19 protein-coding genes are annotated in these 24,112 nt (G+C 71.6%); 6 read left to right on the top strand and 13 right to left on the bottom strand.

Annotated elements, in window-relative coordinates:
- Window positions 1-79: 79 nt before the first annotated feature.
- From rfbB to HGK68_RS11865, 3 genes are all read right to left on the bottom strand, one after another.
- Window positions 80-1,075, bottom strand: a complete 996-nt coding sequence (rfbB, locus tag HGK68_RS11875; RefSeq protein ID WP_169166149.1) for a dTDP-glucose 4,6-dehydratase — start codon at window positions 1,073-1,075, stop codon at window positions 80-82.
- Between the two features lie 64 nt (window positions 1,076-1,139).
- Window positions 1,140-2,339, bottom strand: coding sequence for an ABC transporter ATP-binding protein (locus tag HGK68_RS11870; protein WP_169166148.1), 1,200 nt, complete (start codon window positions 2,337-2,339; stop codon window positions 1,140-1,142).
- A complete protein-coding gene (locus HGK68_RS11865) occupies window positions 2,340-3,200 on the bottom strand; it encodes an ABC transporter permease (protein ID WP_169167100.1) in 861 nt (286 codons plus the stop codon). It abuts the gene before it with no gap.
- A gap of 247 nt (window positions 3,201-3,447) precedes the next feature.
- Between HGK68_RS11865 and HGK68_RS11860 the strand changes: the two genes are divergently transcribed.
- Together HGK68_RS11860 and HGK68_RS11855 are read left to right on the top strand one after the other, a co-directional pair.
- Window positions 3,448-5,943: a glycosyltransferase gene (locus HGK68_RS11860; RefSeq protein WP_206155743.1), complete on the top strand. Its 2,496-nt coding sequence runs from the start codon at window positions 3,448-3,450 to the stop codon at window positions 5,941-5,943.
- Between the two features lie 7 nt (window positions 5,944-5,950).
- Window positions 5,951-6,934: a glycosyltransferase family 2 protein gene (locus HGK68_RS11855; protein WP_169166147.1), complete on the top strand. Its 984-nt coding sequence runs from the start codon at window positions 5,951-5,953 to the stop codon at window positions 6,932-6,934.
- On the opposite strand, the gene HGK68_RS11850 is transcribed toward HGK68_RS11855, so the two are convergent.
- From HGK68_RS11850 to HGK68_RS11810, 9 genes are all read right to left on the bottom strand, one after another.
- Window positions 6,931-7,953, bottom strand: a complete 1,023-nt coding sequence (locus tag HGK68_RS11850) for a glycosyltransferase family 2 protein (RefSeq protein ID WP_169166146.1) — start codon at window positions 7,951-7,953, stop codon at window positions 6,931-6,933. The genes HGK68_RS11855 and HGK68_RS11850 overlap by 4 nt on opposite strands.
- Complete coding sequence (locus HGK68_RS11845; protein WP_169166145.1) at window positions 7,950-9,056, bottom strand: glycosyltransferase family 4 protein; 1,107 nt, start codon at window positions 9,054-9,056, stop codon at window positions 7,950-7,952. Before HGK68_RS11845 ends, HGK68_RS11850 begins: the two co-directional genes overlap by 4 nt.
- A complete protein-coding gene (locus HGK68_RS11840; protein WP_169166144.1) occupies window positions 9,053-10,003 on the bottom strand; it encodes a GDP-mannose 4,6-dehydratase in 951 nt (316 codons plus the stop codon). The genes HGK68_RS11845 and HGK68_RS11840 overlap by 4 nt, the downstream gene beginning before the upstream one ends.
- Window positions 10,000-10,983 (bottom strand): GDP-mannose 4,6-dehydratase, encoded by a 984-nt coding sequence (locus HGK68_RS11835; protein WP_169166143.1) that lies wholly within the window; start codon window positions 10,981-10,983, stop codon window positions 10,000-10,002. The genes HGK68_RS11840 and HGK68_RS11835 overlap by 4 nt, the downstream gene beginning before the upstream one ends.
- A gap of 5 nt (window positions 10,984-10,988) precedes the next feature.
- Entirely contained in the window at window positions 10,989-11,852 is an 864-nt protein-coding gene (rfbA, locus tag HGK68_RS11830) for a glucose-1-phosphate thymidylyltransferase RfbA (protein WP_169166142.1), read from the bottom strand.
- Between the two features lie 22 nt (window positions 11,853-11,874).
- Window positions 11,875-13,938, bottom strand: coding sequence for a hypothetical protein (locus tag HGK68_RS11825; protein WP_169166141.1), 2,064 nt, complete (start codon window positions 13,936-13,938; stop codon window positions 11,875-11,877).
- Complete coding sequence (locus HGK68_RS11820) at window positions 13,935-14,513, bottom strand: hypothetical protein (protein ID WP_169166140.1); 579 nt, start codon at window positions 14,511-14,513, stop codon at window positions 13,935-13,937. The genes HGK68_RS11825 and HGK68_RS11820 overlap by 4 nt, the downstream gene beginning before the upstream one ends.
- 130 nt (window positions 14,514-14,643) lie before the next feature.
- Window positions 14,644-17,445 (bottom strand): N-acetylmuramoyl-L-alanine amidase, encoded by a 2,802-nt coding sequence (locus HGK68_RS11815; protein ID WP_169166139.1) that lies wholly within the window; start codon window positions 17,443-17,445, stop codon window positions 14,644-14,646.
- 222 nt (window positions 17,446-17,667) lie between these two features.
- Complete coding sequence (locus HGK68_RS11810; protein WP_169166138.1) at window positions 17,668-18,789, bottom strand: glycosyltransferase family 4 protein; 1,122 nt, start codon at window positions 18,787-18,789, stop codon at window positions 17,668-17,670.
- 89 nt (window positions 18,790-18,878) lie between these two features.
- Here HGK68_RS11810 and HGK68_RS11805 point away from each other — a divergent pair, with 89 nt between their 5' ends.
- The 3 genes from HGK68_RS11805 to HGK68_RS11795 are packed head-to-tail and all read left to right on the top strand — an operon-like array spanning window position 18,879 to window position 20,904.
- A complete protein-coding gene (locus HGK68_RS11805; protein WP_169166137.1) occupies window positions 18,879-19,625 on the top strand; it encodes a glycosyltransferase family 2 protein in 747 nt (248 codons plus the stop codon).
- Window positions 19,622-20,023: a DUF2304 domain-containing protein gene (locus HGK68_RS11800; RefSeq protein ID WP_169166136.1), complete on the top strand. Its 402-nt coding sequence runs from the start codon at window positions 19,622-19,624 to the stop codon at window positions 20,021-20,023. The genes HGK68_RS11805 and HGK68_RS11800 overlap by 4 nt, the downstream gene beginning before the upstream one ends.
- Complete coding sequence (locus tag HGK68_RS11795; RefSeq protein ID WP_246260324.1) at window positions 20,020-20,904, top strand: glycosyltransferase; 885 nt, start codon at window positions 20,020-20,022, stop codon at window positions 20,902-20,904. Before HGK68_RS11800 ends, HGK68_RS11795 begins: the two co-directional genes overlap by 4 nt.
- Window positions 20,905-20,938: 34 nt before the next feature.
- On the opposite strand, the gene HGK68_RS11790 is transcribed toward HGK68_RS11795, so the two are convergent.
- Entirely contained in the window at window positions 20,939-22,681 is a 1,743-nt protein-coding gene (locus HGK68_RS11790; RefSeq protein ID WP_169166135.1) for a DUF2142 domain-containing protein, read from the bottom strand.
- Between the two features lie 116 nt (window positions 22,682-22,797).
- Between HGK68_RS11790 and HGK68_RS11785 the strand changes: the two genes are divergently transcribed.
- Window positions 22,798-24,111: a lipopolysaccharide biosynthesis protein gene (locus HGK68_RS11785; protein ID WP_169166134.1), complete on the top strand. Its 1,314-nt coding sequence runs from the start codon at window positions 22,798-22,800 to the stop codon at window positions 24,109-24,111.
- The last annotated feature ends 1 nt before the right edge of the window (window position 24,112 follow it).

The following is a 24,112-nucleotide window of genomic DNA, read 5'->3' as shown; positions in this document are numbered from 1 at the left end:
GCAGCTTTCACCCCGGCGAAAACGACAGAACGGACCCTCCCGCAGGAGAGTCCGTTCCGATGTCGCGCCTCGGCGGCGATCAGCGACCGAGCTGGCTGTACTTCGCCTCGGTGGCGTCCTTCTGCGGCCGCCACCAGGCCTCGTTCTCCTGGTACCAGGCGACCGTGGCGGCCAGGCCGTCCCGGAAGGTGGTGTAGCGCGGCTCCCAGCCCAGCTCGGTGCGGAGCTTGGTCGCGTCGATCGCATAGCGCAGGTCGTGGCCCGGGCGGTCGGAGACCAGGTCGTAGGCCGTCGGGTCCTGCCCCATGAGCTCGAGGATCAGCTCGATGACGGTCTTGTTGTTCTCCTCGCCGTCGGCACCGATCAGGTAGGTCTCACCCAGGCGGCCCTTGGTGATGATGTCCCAGACGGCCGAGTTGTGGTCCTCGACGTGGATCCAGTCGCGGACGTTCTCCCCGGTGCCGTAGAGCTTGGGGCGCACGCCGTCGATGACGTTGGTGATCTGGCGCGGGATGAACTTCTCCACGTGCTGGTACGGCCCGTAGTTGTTCGAGCAGTTCGACAGCGTCGCGCGCACCCCGAAGGAGCGGGCCCAGGCGCGGACCAGCAGGTCGGACGATGCCTTGGTGGAGGAGTACGGGCTGGACGGGTTGTACGGGGTGTCCGGGGTGAACTTCGCCGGGTCGTCCAGCTCCAGGTCGCCGTAGACCTCGTCGGTGGAGATGTGGTGGTACCGCACGTCGTGGCGACGGACCGCCTCCAGCAGCGTGTAGGTGCCGATCACGTTGGTGTGCACGAACGGCCACGGGTCGTGCAGGGAGTTGTCGTTGTGCGACTCGGCGGCGAAGTGCACCACCACGTCGGAGTTCTTCACCAGGTCGTCGACGATGTCGTGATCGGTGATGGACCCCTTGGCGAAGGTGATCCGGTCCCAGACCGGTGCCAGGCTCTTCTCGTCACCGGCGTAGGTCAGGGCGTCGAGCACCGTGACCTCGACCTCGGGGTGCTCGCGCACGACCTGGTGCACGAAGTTGGAACCGATGAAACCGGCTCCGCCGGTGACGAGCATGCGCACGAGAATGTCCTCCTGTTGTACGGGCGCTCCACCCTAGCGGAGCGCCCCGATCCGAGGGTGGGGATCAGCCGGCGGCGAGGAAGCTGCCGGAGACGAACATCGGGCCGGAGCTGACCGGGTCGGCCTCGACGGTGAAGTGCACCGCGTCCGGCACGTTGTCCAGGGTGGCACCGTCCGGGCCGGCCACCCGGACCTGCACGATGTACTCGCCCTCGTTCAGTGCCAGGGCGTCCAGCTTGAACGCGAAGTTGTTCCGGCCGATCTTCAGCGGCGGCAGCGTGCCACCGATCTGCTTGGCGCTGGTGGAGGACAGGACGGTGCCGAGCGGGGAGGTGATGCCGATGGCCACGTCCCAGCGGTTCAGCACCTCCTCCGAGTGCACCTCGACCTCGACGATCATCCCGTCGCCCGGGTGCAGCGGCGGCATCGGGGCCACCCCGGCGGGGGTGCGCAGGTTGACGCCGGTGACCCGGCTGCGCGGCAGCGGCACGGCGCCCTCGGCCTGCTGGGCCTTCTCCAGTTCCTCCTGACGGGTGCTCTCGAACTCGGCACGCAGCACCTTGAGCGCGTCGCGCGGCGGTCCGTCGATCACCATGTTGCCGTGCTCGAGCACCACGGCCCGGTCACAGAACTCGGCGACCTGGTCCAGGCTGTGCGTCACCATGATGATGGTGCGGCCGTCGTGCTGGAACGAGCGGATGCGCTCCAGGCACTTGCGCTGGAAGGGCTCGTCGCCGACCGCGAGGACCTCGTCCACCAGCAGGATGTCCGGGTCCACGTGCACGGCCACCGCGAAGGCCAGCCGGATGTACATGCCCGAGGAGTAGAACTTCACCTGGGTGTCGATGAACGCCTCGATGCCGGAGAAGTCCACGATCGCGTCGAAGTGCTTGTCGGTCTCCTTGCGGGACAGGCCCAGGATCGACGCGTTGAGGTAGACGTTCTCCCGGCCGGTGAGGTCGGGGTGGAAGCCCGCGCCCAGCTCCAGCAGCGCCGCCAGCCGGCCCCGCAGGTGCACCGATCCGGTGGTGGGCTGGATGATCCCGCCGATGGTCTTCAGCAGCGTGCTCTTGCCGGACCCGTTCGGGCCGATCAGGCCGACGGTGCTGCCGGACTCGATCTCGAGGTTGACCCCGCGCAGCGCCCAGAAGTCTTCCTTGAACTTGTTCGACCGGCCGAAGTTGACCAGCCGCTCCTTCAGGGACTTCTCCTTGCGGATGACGAACCGCTTGGACACGTCCTGGATATCGATGACGGTGGTCACTCACAGCTCCTGTGCGAAGTTGCTCTGCAGCCGGGCGAACACCCGCTGGAACAGCCAGAGCAGGATCAGGCCGACGACGAACGCGATGCCCAGCCGCTCGGCCAGGTGATCCGGCACCGGTTCCTTGGCCTCGGAGCCACCGACCCAGAACGTCTGCTGGAAGCCGATCACCGCGAGGGTGACCGGGTTGGCGAGGTACAGCTCGAGCAGGGTGCCGCTGACCTGGCTCTGCACCTGCTTGAGCGAGTACACGATCGGCGACGCCCACATCAGGATCATGATGAGCACCTCGACCAGGTACTGGACATCGCGCAGGTAGACGTTCACCGCCGAGAGCAACAGCACCAGCGCCGTCGCCCAGACCAGGATCACCGCCAGGGCGAGGGGGAAGTAGCCCCAGCGCGCACCGGTCGGGAAGGCGCCGGCGATCACCGTCGCCGACAGCAGGATGACCAGCTGGATCCCGAAGTTGAACAGCGCGGAGCCGATCACGCTGAGCGGGAACACCTCCCGGGGGAGGTAGACCTTCTTGATCAGCCCCGAGTTGGACACGATCGACCCGGTGCCGATCTGGATCGCCTCGGAGAACAGGCCCCAGGCGGTCAGGCCGGTGTAGATGAAGATCGCGAAGTCCGGCACGTGGCGCGCCGCACCCAGGAACTTGCCGAGGGCGATGTAGTAGATCAGCAGCATCGCCAGCGGACGGGCCAGGCTCCACACGAAGCCGAGGGCGCTGTCCTTGTACCGGGCCTTCAACTCCCGCTTGATCAGGGAGTCGAGGAGTTCACGGTGAGCGACGATGTCGCGGATCGAGGCGAGCGTCCCGCGGGCGAACCCGGGTCGCGGACCCGCGACGCGCATCGGCTCGGCGGCCAACGCGACTGCGCGGGCCTCGGCTGTGTCCGTCAATGTGGCCTCTCGGGGGGTGCGTCCGACCCGGGGTCGCCGGGCATGCGGAGCAATACAGTACCCGCGCCACCCGTGTCTTCTTGGGTCCTGCCGTCCCCGCACACAGATCGTGCACGCGCCGAGCGGGTACGCTGACTGGTCGGACGCGGCGCGCACGCGCTCTGGACGTCCTCATTGCTCGTCGAACGTTGGAGGACGTGTGCTGACCCCTGAGCCGGCCGACATCCGACCGGGGGTCGTCTCGGTCATCCTGGTCAACTACCGCGGAGCCGATGACACGATCACGTGTCTGCAGGAGTTCGCCCGGGTGGAATGGCCCGCCGACCGCCTCGAGCTGGTCGTGATCGACAACGACTCCGGCGACGGCAGCGCGGAGAAGATCCGTGCGGCTGTCCCGCACGCGAAGGTCATCGAGTCGGGTGGCAACCTCGGCTTCGCCGGTGGCTGCAACCTCGGTGTGGCGCATGCCAGCGGTGAGTGGGTCGCCTTCCTCAACAACGACGCGCGGCCCGGCCCGCAGTGGATCGCCGCGGCGGTCGAGGCGATGGAGTCCGACCCGACCATCGGTGCGGTGGCCAGCAAGGTCCTGGACTGGGACGGCAACCTGGTCGACTACGTCGACGGCTCGCTGACCTGGTACGGCGCGGGGTATAAGCGCGAGGCGGAGAAGCCCGACTCCCCGGAGTACGACGTCCCGAAGGACGTGCTGTTCGGCACCGGCGCCGCGATGTTCGTCCCCACCGCGCTCTACCGTGAGGTCGGCGGCTTCGACGAGCGCTTCTTCATGTTCTACGAGGACGTGGACCTGGGCTGGCGGCTGAACCTGCTGGGCTACAAGGTCCGCTACGTGCCGGGCTCGGTGGCCTTCCACAAGCACCACGTCACGATGAAGAAGTTCGGCAACTTCCGCGAGGCGTACCTGCTGGAGCGCAACGCCCTGCTGTCGATGTACAAGAACCTGGACGACGAGTCGCTGGCCAAGGCGCTGCCCGCCGCGATGGCGCTGGCCGTGCGTCGCTCGATCGCTCGGGCCGGGGTGGACGCCAGCGCGCTGGACCTGCAGCGTTCGCCGGGTGGGGACGACATCGGCACGATCGAAGTGCCGAAGATGGCGCTCACCGGCTTCTTCGCGATCGACTACCTGGTGGACCAGTTCCCGGGTCTGGCCGAGTCGCGGCAGGAGTTGCAGGCGCGGCGGCGGCGCAGCGACCGCGAGCTGTTCCCGCTGTTCCGGCACGCGATCGAGCCCGCCTACGCGATCGAGGGCTACAACTCGGCGCACGACAACCTGGTGGACGCCTTCGGCATCGCCGAGCACTTCGTGTCCAAGCACCGGGTGCTGGTGGTCACCGGCGAGCCGCTGCTGGAGCGGATGGCCGGGCCGGCGATCCGGGCCTGGGAGATCGCGCGCGCCCTGGCGCCCGAGCATGACGTCCGCCTGCTGTCGACCGCCGGGGTGAAGGTGACCTCGGACGAGTTCGAGGTGGTGCACTCCGCCGGTCACCCGCTGCGGGCGCACACCGACTGGGCCGACGTCATCATCTTCCAGGGCTTCCTGCTGGAGGGCGCGCCCTGGCTCAAGGACAGCACCAAGATCCTGGTCGCCGACGTCTACGACCCGATCCACCTGGAGCAGCTGGAGCAGGCCCGCGACCTCGGTGACGTCGGCCGTCTGCACTCGGTGCAGGAGACCACCCGGGTGCTGAACGAGCAGCTGCGCCGCGCCGACTACGTGCTCTGCGCCTCGGACAAGCAGCGCGACTTCTGGCTGGGGCAGCTCGCCGGTCAGGGCCGGGTCAACCCGGCCGTCTACGACGAGGACCACAGCCTGGATTCGCTGATCGGGGTAGTGCCCTTCGGCATCGCCAACGACGAGCCGGTGCAGCGTCGGCACGCGATCAAGGGCACCGTCCCGGGCATCGCCGCCGACGACAAGGTCATCATCTGGGGCGGCGGCGTCTACAACTGGTTCGACCCGCTGACCCTGGTGCGCGCGGTGGACCGGCTCAAGGATCGGCACCCGAACGTCAAGCTGTACTTCCTCGGTCTCAAGCACCCGAACCCCGGCGTGCCGGACATGAAGATCGCCTGGGAGCTACGTCAGCTCTCCGACCAGCTCGGACTGACCGGCAGCCACGTGTTCTTCAACGACGGCTGGGTGCCCTACAACGAGCGCGCCGACTACCTGATGGATGCCGACCTCGGCGTCTCCACCCACTTCCACCACGTGGAGACGGCGTTCAGCTTCCGGACCCGGATCCTCGACTACCTGTGGGCGTCGCTGCCGATCGTCGCCACCGGCGGTGACACCTTCGGCACCCTGATCGCCGAGCGCGGTCTGGGTGCGGCGGTGCCGCCGGAGGACGTCGACGCGCTGGAGCAGGCGCTGGAGACCTACCTCTACGACGACGACGCGGTGGCGCAGGCGAAGGCCAACGTCCGCGAGTTCGCCGAGGACTACCGCTGGTCGCACGTGCTGGCCCCGCTGGTGGAGTTCTGCCGTTTCCCGCGCCGGGCCGCCGACCTGGAGTACGAGCTGGGCAAGGCCCAGACGGTCGCGGTGCCCTTCGAGCGCCCGCGCGGCATCCGCTCCGACCTGCGGCTGGCCAAGGAGTACCTCGCCGCCGGTGGTCCGGGCGAGGTGGTGCGGCGCGCGACCGGCCGGATCAACCGGATCGTCGGCCGGAAGGCGTGACCCGGCGATGAAGGTCTTCGTGCAGATCCCCTGCCTGAACGAGGAGGAGACGCTGCCCCTGGTGCTGGCGTCGATCCCGCGGCAGATCGAGGGGGTCGACGAGCTGGAGATCCTGGTCATCGACGACGGTTCCTCCGACCGGACGGTGGAGGTGGCCCAGCGGCTCGGGGTGCGGCACATCGTGCGGCACTCGCGGAACATGGGCCTGGCCCGGTCGTTCCGCGACGGGGTGGACTACGCGCTGGCGCACGGTGCCGACATCGTGGTGAACACCGACGGCGACAACCAGTACCCGCAGGAGCGGATCCCCGACCTGGTGGCACCGGTGATCGCGGGGGCGGCGGACATCGTGATCGCCGACCGGCAGACGGCGACGATCGCGCACTTCTCCCCGTTCAAGAAGCTGATGCAGCGGGTCGGCAGCTCGGTGGTCAACAAGGCCGCGGACACCCGGCTGCCGGACGCCGCCAGCGGGTTCCGGGCCTACTCCCGGTCCGCGCTGTACCGGTTGAACATCGTCACCGAGTTCTCCTACTGCATGGAGACGATCATCCAGGCCGGGCACAAGCGGCTGCGGATCGTCTCGGTGCCGGTGACCACGAACGCCAAGACCCGCGAGTCCCGGCTGTTCACGAACATGTTCCAGCACATGATCAAGTCCGGTTCGGCGATCGTGCGCAGCTACCTGATGTTCAAGCCGTACATGATCTTCGCGACCCTGGCGGCGGTGTTCGGGCTGGCGGCGCTGATCCCGATGATCCGGTTCCTGGTGCTGTGGATCGTGAACAGCAGCACCGACGGTCACATCCAGTCGCTGATCTTCGCCGCGGTGATGGCGGTGGCGGCGCTGTTGGCGGCTGCGCTCGGCGTGCTCTCCGACCTGCAGCGGACCAATCGGGTGCTGCTGGAGGACCAGCTGGAGCGGATCAAGCAGATCCAGTACGGCGATCGGGCCGTGCGGGTGCTGCCGGAGGACGTCGCCCGCGACTAGTCGGTCAGTGCCTGCGCCCGGGTGCGGGTGGCGTCGGTCCAGAGCCGCCGCCGCTCGCCCAGGGTGCGGGGCAGCCGTCGCACGGCGGCACCCCATCCCCGTGCCCGGGCGCGGGTGTGCGGGGTGATCCCGTCGTGGAGCACCGCGCGGGCGAGTCCCAGGGACTGCCGGACCCACGCGCGCAGCACCAGCGGTGCCGGGGCGTGCCGGGTCACCACGGTGAGCGAGTTGCGGGAGTTGTAGTACCGGAACAGCGGGCTGGCCGCACCGGAGGACGCCGCGTGCCGGTGTTCCGCCACCGCCTCGCGCACGTACCGGGTGTCCCAGCCGTGGGCGCGCAGCCGCCAGGACAGGTCGGTGTCCTCGTAGTAGAGGAACAGCTCCGGGTCGAAGCCACCGACCGCGCCGGCGGCCGACCAGCGCAGCGCGGCGGCGCCACCGCAGAAGCCGAAGACCTCGGCGGGGGAGTGCTCCTGCCCCACCGGGGTGAGCCAGTCCCGGTCGGTGCCGGCACCGTCCCGGCCGACCACGTTGCCGGTGGAGTTCAGCAGGCTGACCGCGTCCGGGTCGGTGCTGGGGGCCCAGAGCGAGCGGCCGTCCGGTGACCCCGCGGTGAGGGTGTCGGTGCGTCGGTAGCGCCCGGCCAGCACGATCCGTGCGGTGGTGGCGGCGACCCGTTCGGCGCCGGGGGCGGTCAGCGCGGCGACCAGATGGGCGGCCGCATCCGGGGCGAACTCGGCGTCGTTGTTCAGCAGCAGCACGATGTCGCCGTCGAAGTCGGCGGTGCCCAGTGTCACACCCCCGGCGAAGCCTCGGTTGCGGTCGGAGGCGATCACCCGCACGGTCGGGTAGTCCCGGGCCAGCAGCTCCCGGGTGCCGTCGGTGGACGCGTTGTCCACCACGACCACCTCCAGTTCCGCGCCGGGGACGTGCTGCGCGAGCAGGGAGTCCAGGCAGGGCGGCAGCAGGTCCACCGCCTGCCACGTGACCACCAGTGCGCGGATCCGCAGCGTCGTCATGCTCGGGTGCTCCGCGCGGCGGCGGTGTCGCGGTAGGCGGCGGCGGTCAGTTCGGCCGCGTGCGACCAGGTGGAGTCGGCCGCGCGGCGTCGTGCCAGCCCCGCGAACCGGTCGTGCTCGTCACCGGTGGCCGCCAGCAGCGCCTCGGCCAGGGCGGACGGATCGGTCGGGTCGACCAGCAGCCCGGCGTCGGCGGTGAACTCGGCCATCGAGGTGCCGACGGAGGTCACCACCGGGGTGCCGTGTGCCATCGCCTCCAGCACCGGCATCCCGAAGCCCTCCCAGGTGGAGGGGAAGCAGAACGCGCGCGCCGCCGCGTAGGCGACGTGCAGTTCGGCCAGGCTCAGCCGTCCCAGCAGCCGGACCCGGTCGGTCAGGCGGGCACGCACGTCCGCGTCCGCGCCACCCCAGCCGGATGGACCCGCGAGCACCAGATCCAGGTCGGTGTCCGGGGCGATGCGGGCGAAGGCGTCCAGCAGGGCGGGCAGGTTCTTCCGCGGCTCGAAGGTGCCGCACCAGAAGACGAAGGGCCGGTCCAGACCGAGGCGGGCGCGGATGGCGGCGGCCTGCGCCGGGTCGATCTCCGGCACCCGGACGCCGTGCGGCACCACCCGGATCCGGTCGGCGTCGAAGCCCTCGTGCAGGCAGTCGTCGGCGGATGCCTGGGAGGGCACGATCACCACATCGGCCTCCCGCCGGGTGACCTCCAGCGCGCGCCGGAAGTAGGCGTTGCCGCGCGGGGTGAAGTGCTCCGGTGCCCGCAGGAACGCCAGGTCGTGCACGGTGACCACCAGACCGCCGCGGGCCGGTGGCACCGCCCAGGTGGTCGCGTGCACCACGTCGGCGCGGTCGGCGGCGCCGGGGAGCCGCGGGCGCCGCAGTCGGTTCCACGCCTCGTACAGCGCCGGGCGGGGCAGCGCGGAGGTCAGCACCGGGATGCCGAGGTCCTCATCCGGCACCGTGTGGTGCCCACGGGCGGCCACCCCGACCAGCCGGGCGTGCGTGCTCAGCGGGGGGACCAGCTCGCGGATGTAGGTGCCGGAACCACCCGGCGCGGGCTGGAACAGCTGCTCCACCGTCAGCGCGACCCGCAGCTCGGTCATCGCAGCAGCTCCAGGTCGTGATCGACCATCGCCGCCACGATCTGCTCGAAGGAGCGGGTCGGGGACCAGCCGAGCTCGGTCCGGGCGCGGGTGGGGTCGCCGACCAGCTGTGCGGCGTCGGTGGGGCGGGTGAAGGCGGGGTCGGTGGCCAGGTGCGCGGCAGGGTCGCCCACCCCGGCGTGGGCGAGCGCCGCCTCGGCGAACTCGCGCACCGAGTGGGTGGCCCCGGTGGCGACCACCACGTCCAGGGCGGTGTGGTGCCGGGCGGCGCGGACCAGGGCGTCGACGTAGTCCGGTGCCCAGCCCCAGTCCCGGCGCGCGTCCAGGTTGCCGAGGGTGATCACGCCACCGCCGTCCACGGCGACCCGGGCGGCGCCCTGCGTGATCTTCCGGGTGACGAAGCTCGGCGGGCGGCGGGGCGACTCGTGGTTGAACAGGATGGCCCCGACCGCGTGCAGGCCGCGCGCCCGGTACACCCCGACCAGGTGGTGGGCGTAGGCCTTCGCGGCGCCGTACGGGTTGGTCGGCCGCACGGTGGTGCCCTCGTCCTGCGGCACCCGGTCCGGGTCGCCGAAGATCTCCGCGCTGGACGCCTGCACCACCCGCACCGGGTGACCCGAGCGCTCCTGCACGGCGAGGGCGGCATCGAGGAGGACGGCGCTCGCCATCCCGGTGAGCGCGGCGGTGAGCACCGGCTCCTGCCAGGAACGGGCGACCGAGCTGACCCCGGCCAGGTGGTAGACCTCGTCCGGGGCGACGTCCAGCACCAGATCGCGCAGCCCGGCCTGGTCGGCCAGGTCCACCCGGTGCGGGTGCACGCCGTCGGGCAGCGACGCCTCGTCACCGGGCCGGACCATGCCGTGCAGCTCGACGCCCTCGCTCAGCAGCCGCTCGGCGAGGTAGGACCCGTCCTGGCCGGTGATGCCGGTGACCAGCGCGACGGTCATCGGGCCAGGGCGCGCTGCTCGGCCAGGTCGTGATCGACCATCATCTGCACCAGCTCGGTGAAGTCGACCCGCGGCGTCCACCCCAGGGTGGCGCGCGCCTTGGCCGGATCACCGATCAGCAGCTCGACCTCGGCGGGGCGCATGAACCGCGGGTCCTGGCTGACGTAGCCCGACCAGTCGTCGATGCCGACCCGGGCGAACGCCACGTCGAGCAGCTCCCGGATCGAGTGCGTCTCGCCGGTGGCCACCACGTAGTCGTCGGCGGTGTCCTGCTGCAGCATCCGCCACATCGCCTCGACGTAGTCCCCGGCGAAGCCCCAGTCCCGGCGGGCGTCCAGGTTCCCGAGGGTCAGGGTGTCCTGCAGGCCGAGGGAGATCCGGGCCACCGCCTGCGACACCTTGCGGGTGACGAACTCCGGGCCGCGGCGCGGCGACTCGTGGTTGAACAGGATGCCGGAGGACGCGTGCATCCCGTACGACTCGCGGTAGTTGATCGTCATGTAGTGGCCGAACACCTTGGCGACGCCGTAGGGCGACCGGGGCCAGAGCAGGGTGGACTCCCGCTGCGGAACCTCCTGCACCTTGCCGAACATCTCCGAGGAGGACGCCTGGTAGAACCGCACCCGGGTGACGTCGTCACCGGAGTACAGCCGCACCGCCTCCAGCATGTTCAGCACGCCCTTGCCGGTCACGTCCGTGGTGACCTGCGCGTTCTCCCAGGAGTAGGCCACGAAGGAGATCGCGCCGAGGTTGTAGACCTCGTCCGGGCGGGCGTCGTGCAGCGCCCGGAGCAGGCTGGACATGTCGGTCAGGTCGCCGGTGAGCAGCTTCACCCCGGGGACCGTCCGGCGGACCAGGTCGATCTTGGGGTTGTTCTGCCCGCGGACCAGGCCGTAGACCTCGTAGCCCTTGGCGAGCAGCAGCTCGCTGAGGTACAGCCCGTCCTGACCGGTGATCCCGGTGATGAGTGCCCGTGCCACGACGGTCAGTCCTCCAGGAGGTCGAGCAGGTACTGGCCGTAACCGGACTTGACCAGCTTCTCCGCGCGGATCCGCAGCTCGTCGTCGGTCAGGAAGCCACGACGCCAGGCGACCTCCTCCGGGGAACCGACCTTGAGGCCCTGCCGGGACTCGATGGTGCGGACGTAGTCGGAGGCCTCCAGCAGCGAGTCGAAGGTGCCGGTGTCCAGCCAGGCGGTGCCGCGCGGCAGCACCTCGACCTGCAGTCGGCCCTGCTCGAGGTAGGCACGGTTCACGTCCGTGATCTCGTACTCGCCACGGGCGGACGGCTTAAGGTCGCGGGCGATCTCGATCACGTCGTTGTCGTAGAAGTACAGCCCGGGCACCGCGTAGTTGCTCTTCGGCTGGGCCGGCTTCTCCTCCAGGGAGAGCGCCTTGAACTGCTCGTCGAACTCGACTACGCCGTAGGCGGTCGGGTCGGCCACCCGGTAGGCGAAGACCGCGCCACCGTCGATGTCCTCGAACCGCTGCAGCCGGGAGCCGAGGCCCGGGCCGTAGAAGATGTTGTCGCCGAGCACCAGCGAGGCGGAGTCGTTGCCGACGAAGTCGGCGCCGATCACGAACGCCTGGGCGAGGCCGTTCGGCTCCGGCTGGGTGGCGAAGGTCAGGTTGATCCCGAACTGCGACCCGTCGCCGAGGAGCCGGTGGAACTGCTCCGCGTCGTGCGGGGTGGTGATGACCAGGACGTCCCGGATGCCCGCCAGGATCAGCGTGGACAACGGGTAGTAGATCATCGGCTTGTCGTACACCGGGACCAGCTGCTTGCTGACGCCCTGGGTGATCGGATGCAGTCGGGTGCCGGATCCACCGGCGAGGATGATGCCGCGCATCAGGCCATTGTGTCCTAGATCGTCACTTCACGGTGACGGTGCCACACCCGAGCTGCGGATTCACGCCGCCCGCGTCGGGGCCCCAGGAGTCGATCGCGAAGACGCAGACCTGGTGCTGACCGGACGCCACACCGCTGATCCGGGTGTCGAAACCGTGGAACTCGCCCATCCCGAAGGCGGCGTGCACATCGGGTCGGGACAGCCCGGCGGTGTCGGCCTTGACCGCGCGGCCATCGACGTACACGTGCACGGTGATCGGGTCCGTCGTGTTCGGGTCGAAGGTCCAGCCCTCCACCCGCACCTGGCCGGCGGCGGGGGAGGTGTAGGAGTCGACGGCGCCCTTCGGCGTGCCGTTGACGTCGACGGTCCGGCAGGCGATCTTCGGGTTGATCCCGCCCCAGGTGTCGATGCCGTAGACGCAGACCTCGTGCTTGCCGATGGTCGCCGGGATGGTGGCCGAGTACCCGTGCGCGGCGCCCTTGCCGTAGGCATTGGCGACGTCCTGCCGGGTCTGGTCGGCGATCAGCTGGCGGGTGTACTTGCCGTCGACGTAGACGTGCACCTTGATCGAGTCGGTGCCGTCCGGGTCGAGCGCCCAGCCCTGGATCGTGAACTGCTCCAGCCCGCTCTTCGCGCTGTCCAGGGCGCCGATCGGCTGGTTGTTCACCACCGTGACGTCGCGGCAGCCGAGCTGCGGGTTCACCCCGCCGGAGGTGTCGATGCCGTAGGCGCACACCCGGTGCGCACCGGCGCCGACCGCCAGGGTGACGTCGAAGCCGTGCGCGGCGCCCTTGCCGTAGGCGGCGGCCACGTCGTTCCGGGTGCCGCTGGCGACCACCTGCTGGGTGTACTTGCCGTCGACGTAGAGGTGCACCTTGATCGAGTCGGTGGTGTCCGGGTCGAGCGCCCAGCCCTGCACCCGGAGTTTGCCCTGCACCGAGGTGGCGGCGTCCAGGGACCCGACCGGTGCCTTGTTGTTCACCGTGACCGTGGCGCAGCCGAGCTGGGGGTTCGGGCCACCGGTGGCGTCGATCGCCCAGACGCAGACCTGGTGGGTGCCGCCGGACGCCTTGACGGTGCCGGAGAACCCGTAGCGGCCGACGTCGGACCGCACCTTGTCGGCCTTCATCGCGGTGACCGCCTGGCCGTCGATGTAGACGTGCACCGAGATCGGGTCCGTGGTGTCCGGGTCCCGGGCCCACCCGGCGACCGACACGGTGCCGAGGGAGGGCGAGGTCACGGCCTCCAGCACGCCGATCGGCATCTGCTGACTGATCGTCGAGCCGAACCAGTCGGTGAAGTAGTTCCAGAAGTTCCGGTTGCCGTAGGAGGAGCAGGAGTCGCCGGAGCCGTAGCCCGCCGCGAGTGCCGCGGCGTTCGGCTGGTACGGCGTGTAGTTGTAGAGGCTGGCGGTCGCCTGGTTCTGGATCAGGACCGGCGAGGTGCCGCAGGCGGCGTTCGGGTGGAAGCGCACGTTGTTGACCATCCCGGCGCGGTGGGCGTACCGGGTCGGGTTGCCCGCGTAGACCTTGAACTGCCGGGCGGCGAGGTACACCTGGTTGCCGAAGCCGGAGTACAGCTCGTTGCACGGGGCGCCGTCCGGGCAGCCGAAGCCGAGCGCCTTGGAGTACGTGGCGGCGGACTTCCCGGTGGTCGAGGTGATCAGACCCTGCTCCTTCTGCAGCGTCACGATCAGGACCTGGGGGTTGATGCCGCAGGCGACGGCCACCTTCGCGATGATCTGGGCCGCGGTCTCCCCGCTGGACCCCTGGTAGGCCGCGCAGTAGGTGTCGGCGGCGCGGGTGGTGGTCGCCTGGCCGTAGTCCTTCAGGCAGGTGTTCCCGGCGGCGGGGCGGCAGTTCGCGCCCTTGGTGTTCAGGAAGGTCTGGATCTGCGCGGCCGACATGGTGCCGGTGTTGTAGAACATCGCGTCGCTGATGATCAGGCCGGGGTTGAAGTTGCCGAGGTCGGCGGCCTGCGCGGTCGGGACGGTCGACACCGTCGACTGCGGGGCGAGGCCGAGACCGAGCACCATCGCGGCACAGGCCAGCGCGGTCAGTGCGAGGCGGCCGAGTCGGCGGATCACGGGATCTCCACGGTGATGGGCGCGGCGGTGCCGACGGCGGTCGAGGACGCGTAGCTGACGACGACCTGCCAGGAGCCGGAGCCGAGCTGGTCGCCGCCGATGGCCAGCCCACCGCAGGAGGTGGTGCTGGCGTCCGGCACCGCCGCCGACTGGGCGCTGACCGTGGTGGCGCCCTGGGTGGCGGTGATGGTGCAGACCCCGTCCGACTGGACGGTGGTGGCGTAGGCACCGGCCTCCAACGCGCTGCTGAGCGTGTTCCACCCGGCGTAGGTGGTGACCACGTCCACGGTGGTCTTGGCCGGCTGCTGCGGCTCGGTGCCGGGCTGCTCGGGGGCGGTCGTGGGCTCTGGCTCGGCCCCCGGCTGCTCCGGTGCGCTGGTCGCGGCCGGGGTGGTGGGCGTCGGGTCGGCCGTCGGGCTCGGCGACGACGACGGCGCGGCGGTGCTCACGCTCGGACTCGGCGTGGCGGCGGGGGAGCCGTCGTCGCGGGACAGCGCCCACCAGACGACGGCGAGCAGGACGATGACGGCCACCACGACGGCGACGATCACGGCGGTGCGGCGGGAGGAGCGCACGGGAGGACCTCGGCAGGCATCGGGGGTAGGAGACGCGTTCGGCTGAACGCGACGCAGGCTAACCCGAGGCCGACCGAGGTCCGGCGACGCCACCGCGCCGACGCGCGGGAGATGTCGGCTTTGCCCCGAATCAGCGCGTGGTCACGGTGCGGCAGGCGAGTTGCGGGTTGGTACCGGCCGGGGTGTTGATCGCGTAGACACACACCTGGTGACTGCCGACGGCCGCCGGGACGGTGACGTCGTAGCCGTGCGCCGCGCCCTTGCCGTAGGCCCGGTCGACGTCCGGCCGGTTGCCGTTCGCCGTCACGGCGCGCACCGCCTTGCCGTCCACGTAGACGTGCACCGGGATCGAGTCCGTGGTGTCGGGGTCCAGGGCCCACCCGGCCACCCGCACCCCGCCGACGGTACCGGTGGCGGAGTCCACCGAGCCGATCGGCGTGGCATTGGTGACGGTGACGGTGCGGCAGGTGAGCTGCGGGTTCGGGCCGCTCGGGGCGTTGATCAGCCACAGGCAGACCTGGTGCTGCCCGGCCGCCACCTGCGCGGTGATCGAGAACCCGCGGGCAGCCCCCTGGCCGTAGGCCCGGTCCACGTCGGGACGGTTGCCGTTCGCGGTGGTGGCGGTGGCGAACTTCCCGTCCACGTACAGGTGGACGCCGATCGGGTCCGGGGTGTCGCGGTCGATGGCCCAGCCGCGCAGGGTGACCGAGTTCGGCGTGGTGGACACCGCGTCGAGGGAGCCGAAGGGCAGGGTGCCGGACTCGACGTTGCGGCAGCCCAGCGACGGGTTCGGCCCGGTGGGCTTGTTGATCAGGTACAGGCAGACCTGGTGCGGCCCGCTGCTGGTGGGCACCGTCGCCGAGAAGCCGTGCAGCGGTCCCTTGCCGTACAGCCGGTCGATGTCCGGGCGGTTGGCGTTCGCCACGACCTGCTGGGCGAACTTCCCGTCCACGTAGACGTGCACCGCGATCGAGTCGGTGGTGTCCGGATCGAGGGCCCAGCCGTCCACCTTGATCGAGGTGGTGGTGGAGGACAGCGTCTCCCACCCGCCGATCGGCGGCGCGTTCTGCACGGTCAGCCAGGCGCAGGCGAGCACCACGTCCCTGCCCTCGCCGATGTTCACCGAGGACACGCAGACCAGATTGCGGCCGTTGGGCGCCGGGATCGTGCCGGAGAAGCCGTGGTTGGGCCCCACGCCGTAGGCGGCGGCCACGTCGGGACGGCTGCGGTCGGCGGCGATCCGGGTCGGCACCCCGTTCACCAGCACCTGCACCTGGGTGGAGGCGCTGCTGTTCGGGTCGTAGGTCCAGCCCGCGACCTGGATCCCGCTCGGGGTGCCGCGGAAGGTCTCCAGCCCGGAGATCGGGGACGCCTGCACGGTGGCGTTGGCCAGGACGGCGACCCGGTTCCGGATGTCGCCGAGCCGGTCGTAGAGCGTCTGGCCGGGGCAGGAGGTCAGCTGGGCGTCCCGGTGCGCGTAGATGGTCGGGAAGGTGACCACCGTGCCGGCCGGGTACTTGGACGCCCCACCGCCGGAGACCATCTGGACGTTGGTGTTCGCCAGGATGCGGTGCACGGTGAACTTCCAGGCGATCAGCTGGCTCAGGCTCTCCAGCAGCGCGGCGGACGGTGCCACGGTCGAGTAGTCGCCGATGGCGGCGATCCCGATGGTGCGGCTGTTGAACCCACCGGTGTGCACGCCGACCGTGGTGGTGTCGATGCCACCGGCGCGGCCCTCGTAGATGGTGCCGAACTTGTCGACCAGGAAGTTGTAGCCGATGTCGCACCAGCCACGGCCACCGGCCGCCTCGGGACGGGTGTGGTACGCGTAGAACCCGCGCAGGATGCCGGGCACCTGGGAGGCGGCGTAGTCATTGGTCGAGGCGGTGTGGTGCACCGCTGCGGAGACCATCTGGTTCGACATGTCCGGGTCGCAGGTGCGCATGCTCTCGTCCGCGCCCCAGCCGGCCCGGCTCACGATGGTGGGCTGGGCGACGGCGGCGGTGCGCACGGTGCCGGCGGCGCTGGTGCCCAGGTTCTGCACCACACCGCTGGTCGCGGTGCCGCCGGTGTTCTGGACCACCGCGGCGGAGCTCTCCGGGGTGGCGGTCTGGCCCAGGGTGGCCGGGTCGGCGCCCGGGTCGACCAGCACGGCCTTGAGGTTGGTCACGGTGCCGGTCTCGGCCTGCGCCCAGATCTGCACCCCGTCGGAGTCGACGGCCACGATCGGGTCGGTGCCGTCCCGGTCGTCGGCCTGCGCGGCGTCCTGGCGGTCGGCATCCGGTGCGACGTCGGCCGCCTCGGCGCCGGCCCAGTCGGACCACTCGCCGCCGGAGTGCACCCGGTACCGGATCTGCACCCCGGACAGGTCGGGGGAACGGTCCCAGGTCACGCCCAGGACGGTGAACGGCTGGGTGTCCATCGGCACGGTGAGCACATCCGGCTCGGCCGCGGTGCCGTCCGCGGGTGCCGGCTGGTCGGTGGGTGCGGCGGTGGGCTGGTCGCTCGGCTGGTCGGTGGGCTGGTCGGTGGGCTGACCGTTCGGCTCGGCGGTCGGCTGCGCCGTCGGGTCGGCGGTCGGGTCGGCGGTGGGCTCGGCTGCGGGCTCGGCGTTCGGCTCGGCGGCGTCCTCGGGTGCGGCGAGCTGGGCAGCGGCACCGGCGTAGTCGTCGGCCGGGGGCGTCGCCCCCTCCTCGGTGGGTACGGACTCCGGCGCGGGGAGTGCGGCGGCGGCGGCCGGGTCCACCCCGGACAGGTCCAGTTCGGCGACCTGTACCCCGTCGTCGTCACCGGTCGCCCGGGCGGCGTCGGTGGTGGCGGTCGGCGCGGTGGCGACCGGTGCGGCACCGGCCAGCGGGGCGACGGTGGTCAGCAGGCCGGCGGACAGCACGGCGGCGACGAGCATGGACGTGGGACGGCGCAGGCGTGCCATGTGGAGACCCCCTGAGGTGACTGAGGGGCCAAGCGGACCACGGGGGAGGGCCCCCTGTCGATGCGCCGCGCGGAACCGGGGGAGTCGGGGTGTTCTCCGGGTGCCGGTCAGTGCGGCGCCCGGTCGGGTGGGGGGCCTGGTCCGTGGGCAGCCCGAGCCGGGCACAACCCGAGCCAGGGGCAGCCTGAGCCGGGGGCAACCCCAGTCAGTGGGCAGCTCCGGTCAGCGGGCAGCCGCGCGGCGGTAGGCGTCCAGGTGGGTCTGTGCCGCGCGGGCCCAGGTGAAGGAGGCGGCCCGCTCGACGGCGGCGGACGACAGGGCGGCACGACGGTCGCCGTCGTCCAGGAGGGCACGCAGCTCGGCGGCGATCGCGTCCTGCTCGGTGCCGCAGTAGGCCACCGCCTCGCCGCCGACCTCCGGCAGCGACAGCATCCGGGTGGTCAGCACGGTGGCGCCACACGCCATCGCCTCCAGCACCGGCAGTCCGAAGCCCTCGCCGAGGCTCGGGTAGGCGAGCACCGTGGCCCCGGCCAGGAAGCCCGGCAGATCGGCCAGCGGCAGGTAGCCCGGGGTGCGGACGGTCAGGTGCTCCGGCACCGCGGCCAGGGCGGCGTCCACGGCCGTGTCCCAGCCGCGGGCACCCGCCAGCACCAGGGCGGGCGGGTCGGTGAGGCCCTCGCAGGCGCGGACCCAGGCGCGGATCAGCGCGGGCACATTCTTGCGCGGCTCGATGGTGCCCAGGAATCCGACGTACGGCCGGTCCCCGATGTCCAGGGTGGCGCGCACCCGGGCCCGCTCGGCGGCGTCCACCGGATGGAACAGACCGCGGTCGACCCCGTGGTAGGCCACGGTCATCCGGGCTGGGTCGGCACCGGTGGCGGCGGCCACCTCGTCCCGGGTGGCGACCGAGGGCACCACCAGGGCGGCCGCCCGGCGCACCGACAGCCGGGTCCAGGTGCGGAAGAACACGCCCTTGCTGCGCAGGTGCAGCTCCGGGGTGGAGAAGAAGGTGGCGTCGTGCAGGGTCACCACGACCGGCACCGGGGAGGCCATCGGCATCGTGTAGTGCGGGCTGTGCAGCACGTCGGCGCGCACCCGGCGGGCCAGCCGCGGCAGCAACGTCTGCTCCCAGGTCATCCGCACCGGACGGCTCGCGATCCGGGCCGGGGCGCCGACCACCCGGGCCGAGGGGGCCAACGACCGGTAGTGCGCGACATCGCGGGACTGGACGGCCAGCACCAGGTCGGTCCCGGCCCGGTCCAGCTCGGGCACCAGCTCATCGACGTAGCGGCCCACCCCACCCCGGTCGGCGGGCACCGCGGTGGCGTCGATCAGGACCCGCATGGGGCTAGCTCCTCGCTGTCGGGCAATCGAGTGGTGTCGGCGGTGAGCCCAGCGCACGGGGCGCACCGCTCCGGCTAAGGTACTGGCCCGTGACCCGCGATCCCGACGCACAGCGTCTGCTCGTCATCGTCCCGGCCTGGAACGAGCGTGAAGCACTGCCCGGCGTCCTGGCCGAGCTCGCCGCGTCGATGCCCGAGGCCGACGTGCTGGTGGTGAACGACGGGTCCACGGACGGCACCGCCGACGTCGCCCGGGCGACCGGGCTGGCCAAGGTGCTCGACCTGCCGCTGAACCTCGGTGTCGGGGGCGCGATGCGCGCCGGATACCGGTTCGCCGCGCGGGAGGGCTACGACGCGGCCGTCCAGGTCGACGCGGACGGCCAGCACGACCCCGCCGACGTCCGTCGGGTGGTCGCCGCCCTGAGCGACGAGGTGGATGTCGCGATCGGCGCCCGCTTCGCCGGGGTCGGCAACTACACCGTGCGCGGACCGCGCAAGTGGGCGATGGGGGTGCTGTCCGGGGTGCTGTCCCGGATCGCCGGTACCAAGCTCACCGACACCACGTCCGGTTTCCGGGCGTCGAACCGTCGGGCGATCCTGCTGTTCGCCGACGAGTACCCGGCCGAATACCTGGGAGACACCGTGGAATCGCTGGTGATCGCCTGCCGCGCCGGGCTGACCGTGCGGCAGGTCGGGGTGGAGATGCGACCCCGGGCGGGCGGCACGCCGTCGCACAACCCGGCGAAGGCCGCGATCTTCCTGGGTCGCGCGATGATCGCCCTGGTGATCGCACTGTCCCGCCCGATGGGCCAGGTTCCGGCGGGGGTGCACCGGTGAGCGGCTACATCTTCGCGCTGGCGGCCTGTCTGCTGCTGGTCGTCTTCCTGGTCTGGCTGCTGCGCACCCGGCGCCTGCGGGAGAAGTACGCGATCACCTGGCTGGTCGTCGGCCTGGGGGTGTGCGTCTTCGGTGCCTTCCCGACCGCCGTGGAGTGGATGGCCGACCTGGTCGGGGTGGAGACGCCGAGCAACCTGCTGTTCGCGCTGGCCCTGATCGTGCTGCTGATCGTCTGTATCCAGCTCAGCACGGAGATCACCACGCTGGAGGAGGAGACCCGCACCCTCGCCGAGGAGGTCGCGCTGCTCCGGTACGACGTGGAGCAGCTCGCCGCCAGGGTCGGCGCGGTCGACCAGGTGGTGCACACCACCGATCCGGAGGACGCGGGTCCGGCGTGATCGACCTGATGGTGCCCTACTGGGGCGACCCCGAGTACTTCAAGGCCACCGTGCGCAGCGTGCTGGCACAGACCAGCCCGGACTGGCGGCTGACGGTGCTGGACGACGCGAACCCCGACCCCTGGGCCGGGGAGTGGTTGGCATCCCTCGACGACGAGCGGATCACCTACCGCCGCAACGAGACCAACCAGGGCATCACCGTCGCCTTCCGGCAGTGCATCGAGCTGGCCACCGCCGACCTGGTCGCGGTGCCCGGCTCGGACGACCTGCTGCTGCCCGACTACGTCCGGGTGGTCACCGAGGCGCATCGCCGGTTCCCGACCGCCGACATCATCCAGCCCGGGGTCCGGGTGATCGACGAGCACGGTGCCCCGGCCACCCCGCTGGCGGACACCATCAAGCAGCGGGTGGTCCGGCCGCGCGGCCAGGGCACTCGTGTGCTCACCGGGGAGCGGCTGGCGACCAGCCTGCTGCACGGCGACTGGCTGTACTGGCCGTCACTGGTGTTCCGGCGCGAGGCGGTGCAGGCCACGCCCTTCCGGCCCGGGTTGCCGATCATCCTGGACCTGGCACTGGTGCTCGACATGGTGCTGGCCGGATCCGAGCTGGTGGTGGAACCGCAGGAGGTGTTCGCCTACCGGCGGCACAGCGCGAGCCTGTCCTCGGTGAAGCTGCTGGACGGTTCCCGGTTCGCCGGCGAGCGCGAGTACTTCGATCTGGCGGCGGAGCTGATGCGTCGGCGCGGCTGGTCCAGGGCGACCCGGGCCGCGCGCACGCACATCACCTCGCGGCTCTACGCGGCGACCCTGCTGCCCACGGCGCTGAAGGCGGGGGACCGCGCGGCGCTCAGGACGCTGCTGCGGCACACCCTGCGTCCGTAGTCGGCCGAGCGGTGGGCCCGGCCCGACCCGGACGTCAGGGGCGCGGCTCGGTGGTCTCCACCGTGGTCGGCTCGGTGTAGATCTCGGTCGGCGTGGCCTCCGCGGCGCTCGCCGCCGGAACCGTCACGGTGGCCACCGGCGCGGCCTCGACGGACGCCACCGGCACCGGCGCAGCGCTCGCCACGGCCTCGTGCCGGGTCAGCTCACCCTCACCCCGGTCGCGGTAGTACACCCAGGCGCACAGGGCCAACAGGCCCGCCACCACCGCGTACAGCGCCACCCCCGGCAGGTAGCCGATCGGGGACTGCCAGAGCGGATGGAAGGTGACCAGCTCGCCGGTCAGGCCCTCGGCGTAGCGGCGGGACGCCCAGTAGAACGCGGCCACCTGGGCCACCAGGATCACCGGCAGCGTGCCGCGGGCGATCCGGCGCACCAGGTCGTCCTCGGGCCGCCGGTCGCCGAGCCCGACCACCAGAGCCGCCAGCAACGGGACGCCGATGGCGACCGGGAGCGCGTACCGGCCCTGCCAGATCAGACCGGTGTCGGCGGCGGTCGGCACCTGCAGGATCAGCGGCGAGGCGGCGGTGCCGAGGAAGGTCAGCGCCACTGCGATCCGGCGACGTCCGGCACGGCGGGCCGACAGGGCGATCAGCAGCACGGCGCCGACCATCGCGTACCAGGCGATGAAGGTGACCGGCGGCGAGGGGGAGTCCAGCCAGCCGTAGTCGCCGATCATGTTCAACAGGTACGGCTGGGCATTGCCGAGCACCCCGAGCACCGCCGCGCGCAGGCTGGCGAGCTGCGGGTAGGCGTTCTCGGTGGTGACCACGGAGGGGTGGGCCAGCAGCCAGCCGCCCGCCGCCGCGCAGAAGGCCACGGTGACGCCGACGAACCACCAGATCCGCCGGTGGCGCAGCACCTCGCGCCAGCGTCCGCGCGGCGCCGCGATCAGGGTGATCAGCAGGATCGCCACCGCCCAGACCGGGCCGGTGGAGCGGGTGGTGATCAGCAACCCACCACCGACCACCGCCTGCACCAGTGCCGAGGTGGTGACCGGTCGCCTGTCGAGCACCAGTGCCAGGCAGGCGGTCCAGAAGGTGAAGGCGGCCGCGATCTCGAAGCCGGCCGGGTTGACGGTCCCGCCGAGGAAGAAGGTCATCGGGGTCAGGGCCGCGGCGGCTCCCCAGATCCCGGCCCGGTTGCCGTCGATCCGGGTCAGCCGGAACAGGCCCCAGGTCATCAGACCGGCGGTGAGCAGCGCGCTGACCAGACGCATCGCGGTGATGCCCGCCTCGGCGGACAGGAACAGCGACGGCCAGCCGACCAGGGCGTAGTACAGCGGCGGGTACTGCCCGGCGAAGGTGTCCACCACCACGGTGGCACCGCCGCTCGGCGCGAGATCGGCCTGGCAGGCGGCAGAGACGTTCGGCTGGAAGGCGAAGCAGTTCGGCAGGCCGAGCGCGGCACCGTAGTCGGCCGGCAGCTCGACCCGGCCGGCCAGGCCCGGGGTGGCCCCCTCGCCCTGCGGCTCGACCAGATCCAGCGACACCTGCCCGCGCACCACACCGGCGGCGCGGCTGACGTGGCTCGGCTCGTCCGGCGACGACATCAGGGGCGTCCCGACGGACCACAGCGCGGTGAGCAGGAAGAGCAGCGCGCCGACGCCGGTCCAGCGCAGCCAGGCGGGGACCCGACCAGCCGCCGCGGCATGACGATCCCGGCTGCGCCGCCGCGTGGTGGTGGTCGAGGTGATGCGCGACGGCATCTGGTCGGGCATGCGGGGACCTTCCACGAACGGGGCGCCGGTGGTGGCGGAGAGCGCCTGCGACTATAGCGGTGGCGGTGGGCCCGAAGGGCGAGGTCGGCCGGTGGCACGCCGGTAGGGTGTCCGGCGTGTCGAGCCCCACCGTGCCCACCCCCGCCCCGTCCCGTCTCGGGGCCCTGCTCTCCGGGCGGCTGGGCTTCCTGTCCGTGGCGGTGGGCCTGGGGGTCTACGGGGTCGCCGCCTACGCGCTGACCGTCGTGGTCGCCCGGGTGCTCGGCCCGGAGGCCTATGCGCCCTTCGGCGTGCTGTGGACGCTGCTGAACGCCGTCGGGCTGGGCCTGTTCATCCCCTTCGAGCAGGAGCTCAGCCGGACCACCGCCTCCCGCCGGGCGCGCGGGCTGGGCAACGCGGGCGCGGTGCGGGTCGTCGTGCGGGTGGCCGTGGTGCTGTTCGCCGGGGTCACCGTGCTGTGCCTGGTCACCTGGCCGGTGCAGACGGCCCGCCTGTTCCACGACGACGCCTCCCTGGTGCCGTTGCTGATCGGCGCGCTCTTCGGGCTGGTCGTGGCCTACGTGGTGCGCGGTCTGCTGTCCGGGCAGGGGAGGTTCGCCAACTACGGCGCGCAGTTCGTCGTCGACGGGCTGCTGCGGATCCTCGGTGCCGGAGCGCTGGCCCTGGCCGACGTGCGGCAGGTGTGGCCCTACGCCCTGGTGCTGGTCGTGGCCCCGCTGCTGGCGGTGCTGGTCACCACGCCGCGCCGGGCCGCCCTGGTCACCCCCTCCGACCCCGAGCCGGCGGCACCGATCCGGCGTGCGCTGATCGCTCTGATCGTCGCGTCGCTGGCCTCCCAGGTGCTCGCGAACGCCGGGGCGCTGATCGTGCAGCTGCGCGCCGACGAGGTGGACCGCACCCTGAGCGGGCAGTTCGTCACCGCCGTCACCGTGGCGCGCATCCCGGTGTTCGTGTTCTCCGCGGTGCAGGCGGTGCTGCTGCCCGGCCTGGCAGCGATGGTGGGCTTGCGGGACGCGGCCGGGTTCCGGCGCCGCCTGGTGCTGGTCACCGGGGCCACCGCGGCGATCGGCATCGGCGGCACCCTGCTGCTCGCGGTGTGGGGTGAGCCGCTGCTCACCCTGGTCTTCGGCCCGGAGTACCGGGTGGACCCGATGGTGATCACCCTGCTGGCGGCCTCCGGGGCGGCGTTCATGCTGGCCCAGCTCGCGGCCCAGGCGCTGCTCGCGCTCGCCGGTGAGCGCGCGGTGCTGGTCGGCTGGGTGGCCGGGGTGGTCGCGCTGGTGGTGGCCGCTGTGCTCCCGGGTGAGCTCACCATGGTCGCCGCGGTGGCGCTGCTGGCCGGCTCCCTGGTCGCGCTCGCGGTGCTCACCGGCGCACTGCTGCTGGCGATGCGGTCCTGGGCCGCGACACTCGCCGCGGCCCAGGACTGAG

The sequence above is a fragment of the Cellulomonas taurus genome (assembly GCF_012931845.1).
GTDB lineage: Bacteria > Actinomycetota > Actinomycetes > Actinomycetales > Cellulomonadaceae > Cellulomonas > Cellulomonas taurus.
This window is presented reverse-complemented; position numbering and strand designations above follow the sequence as displayed.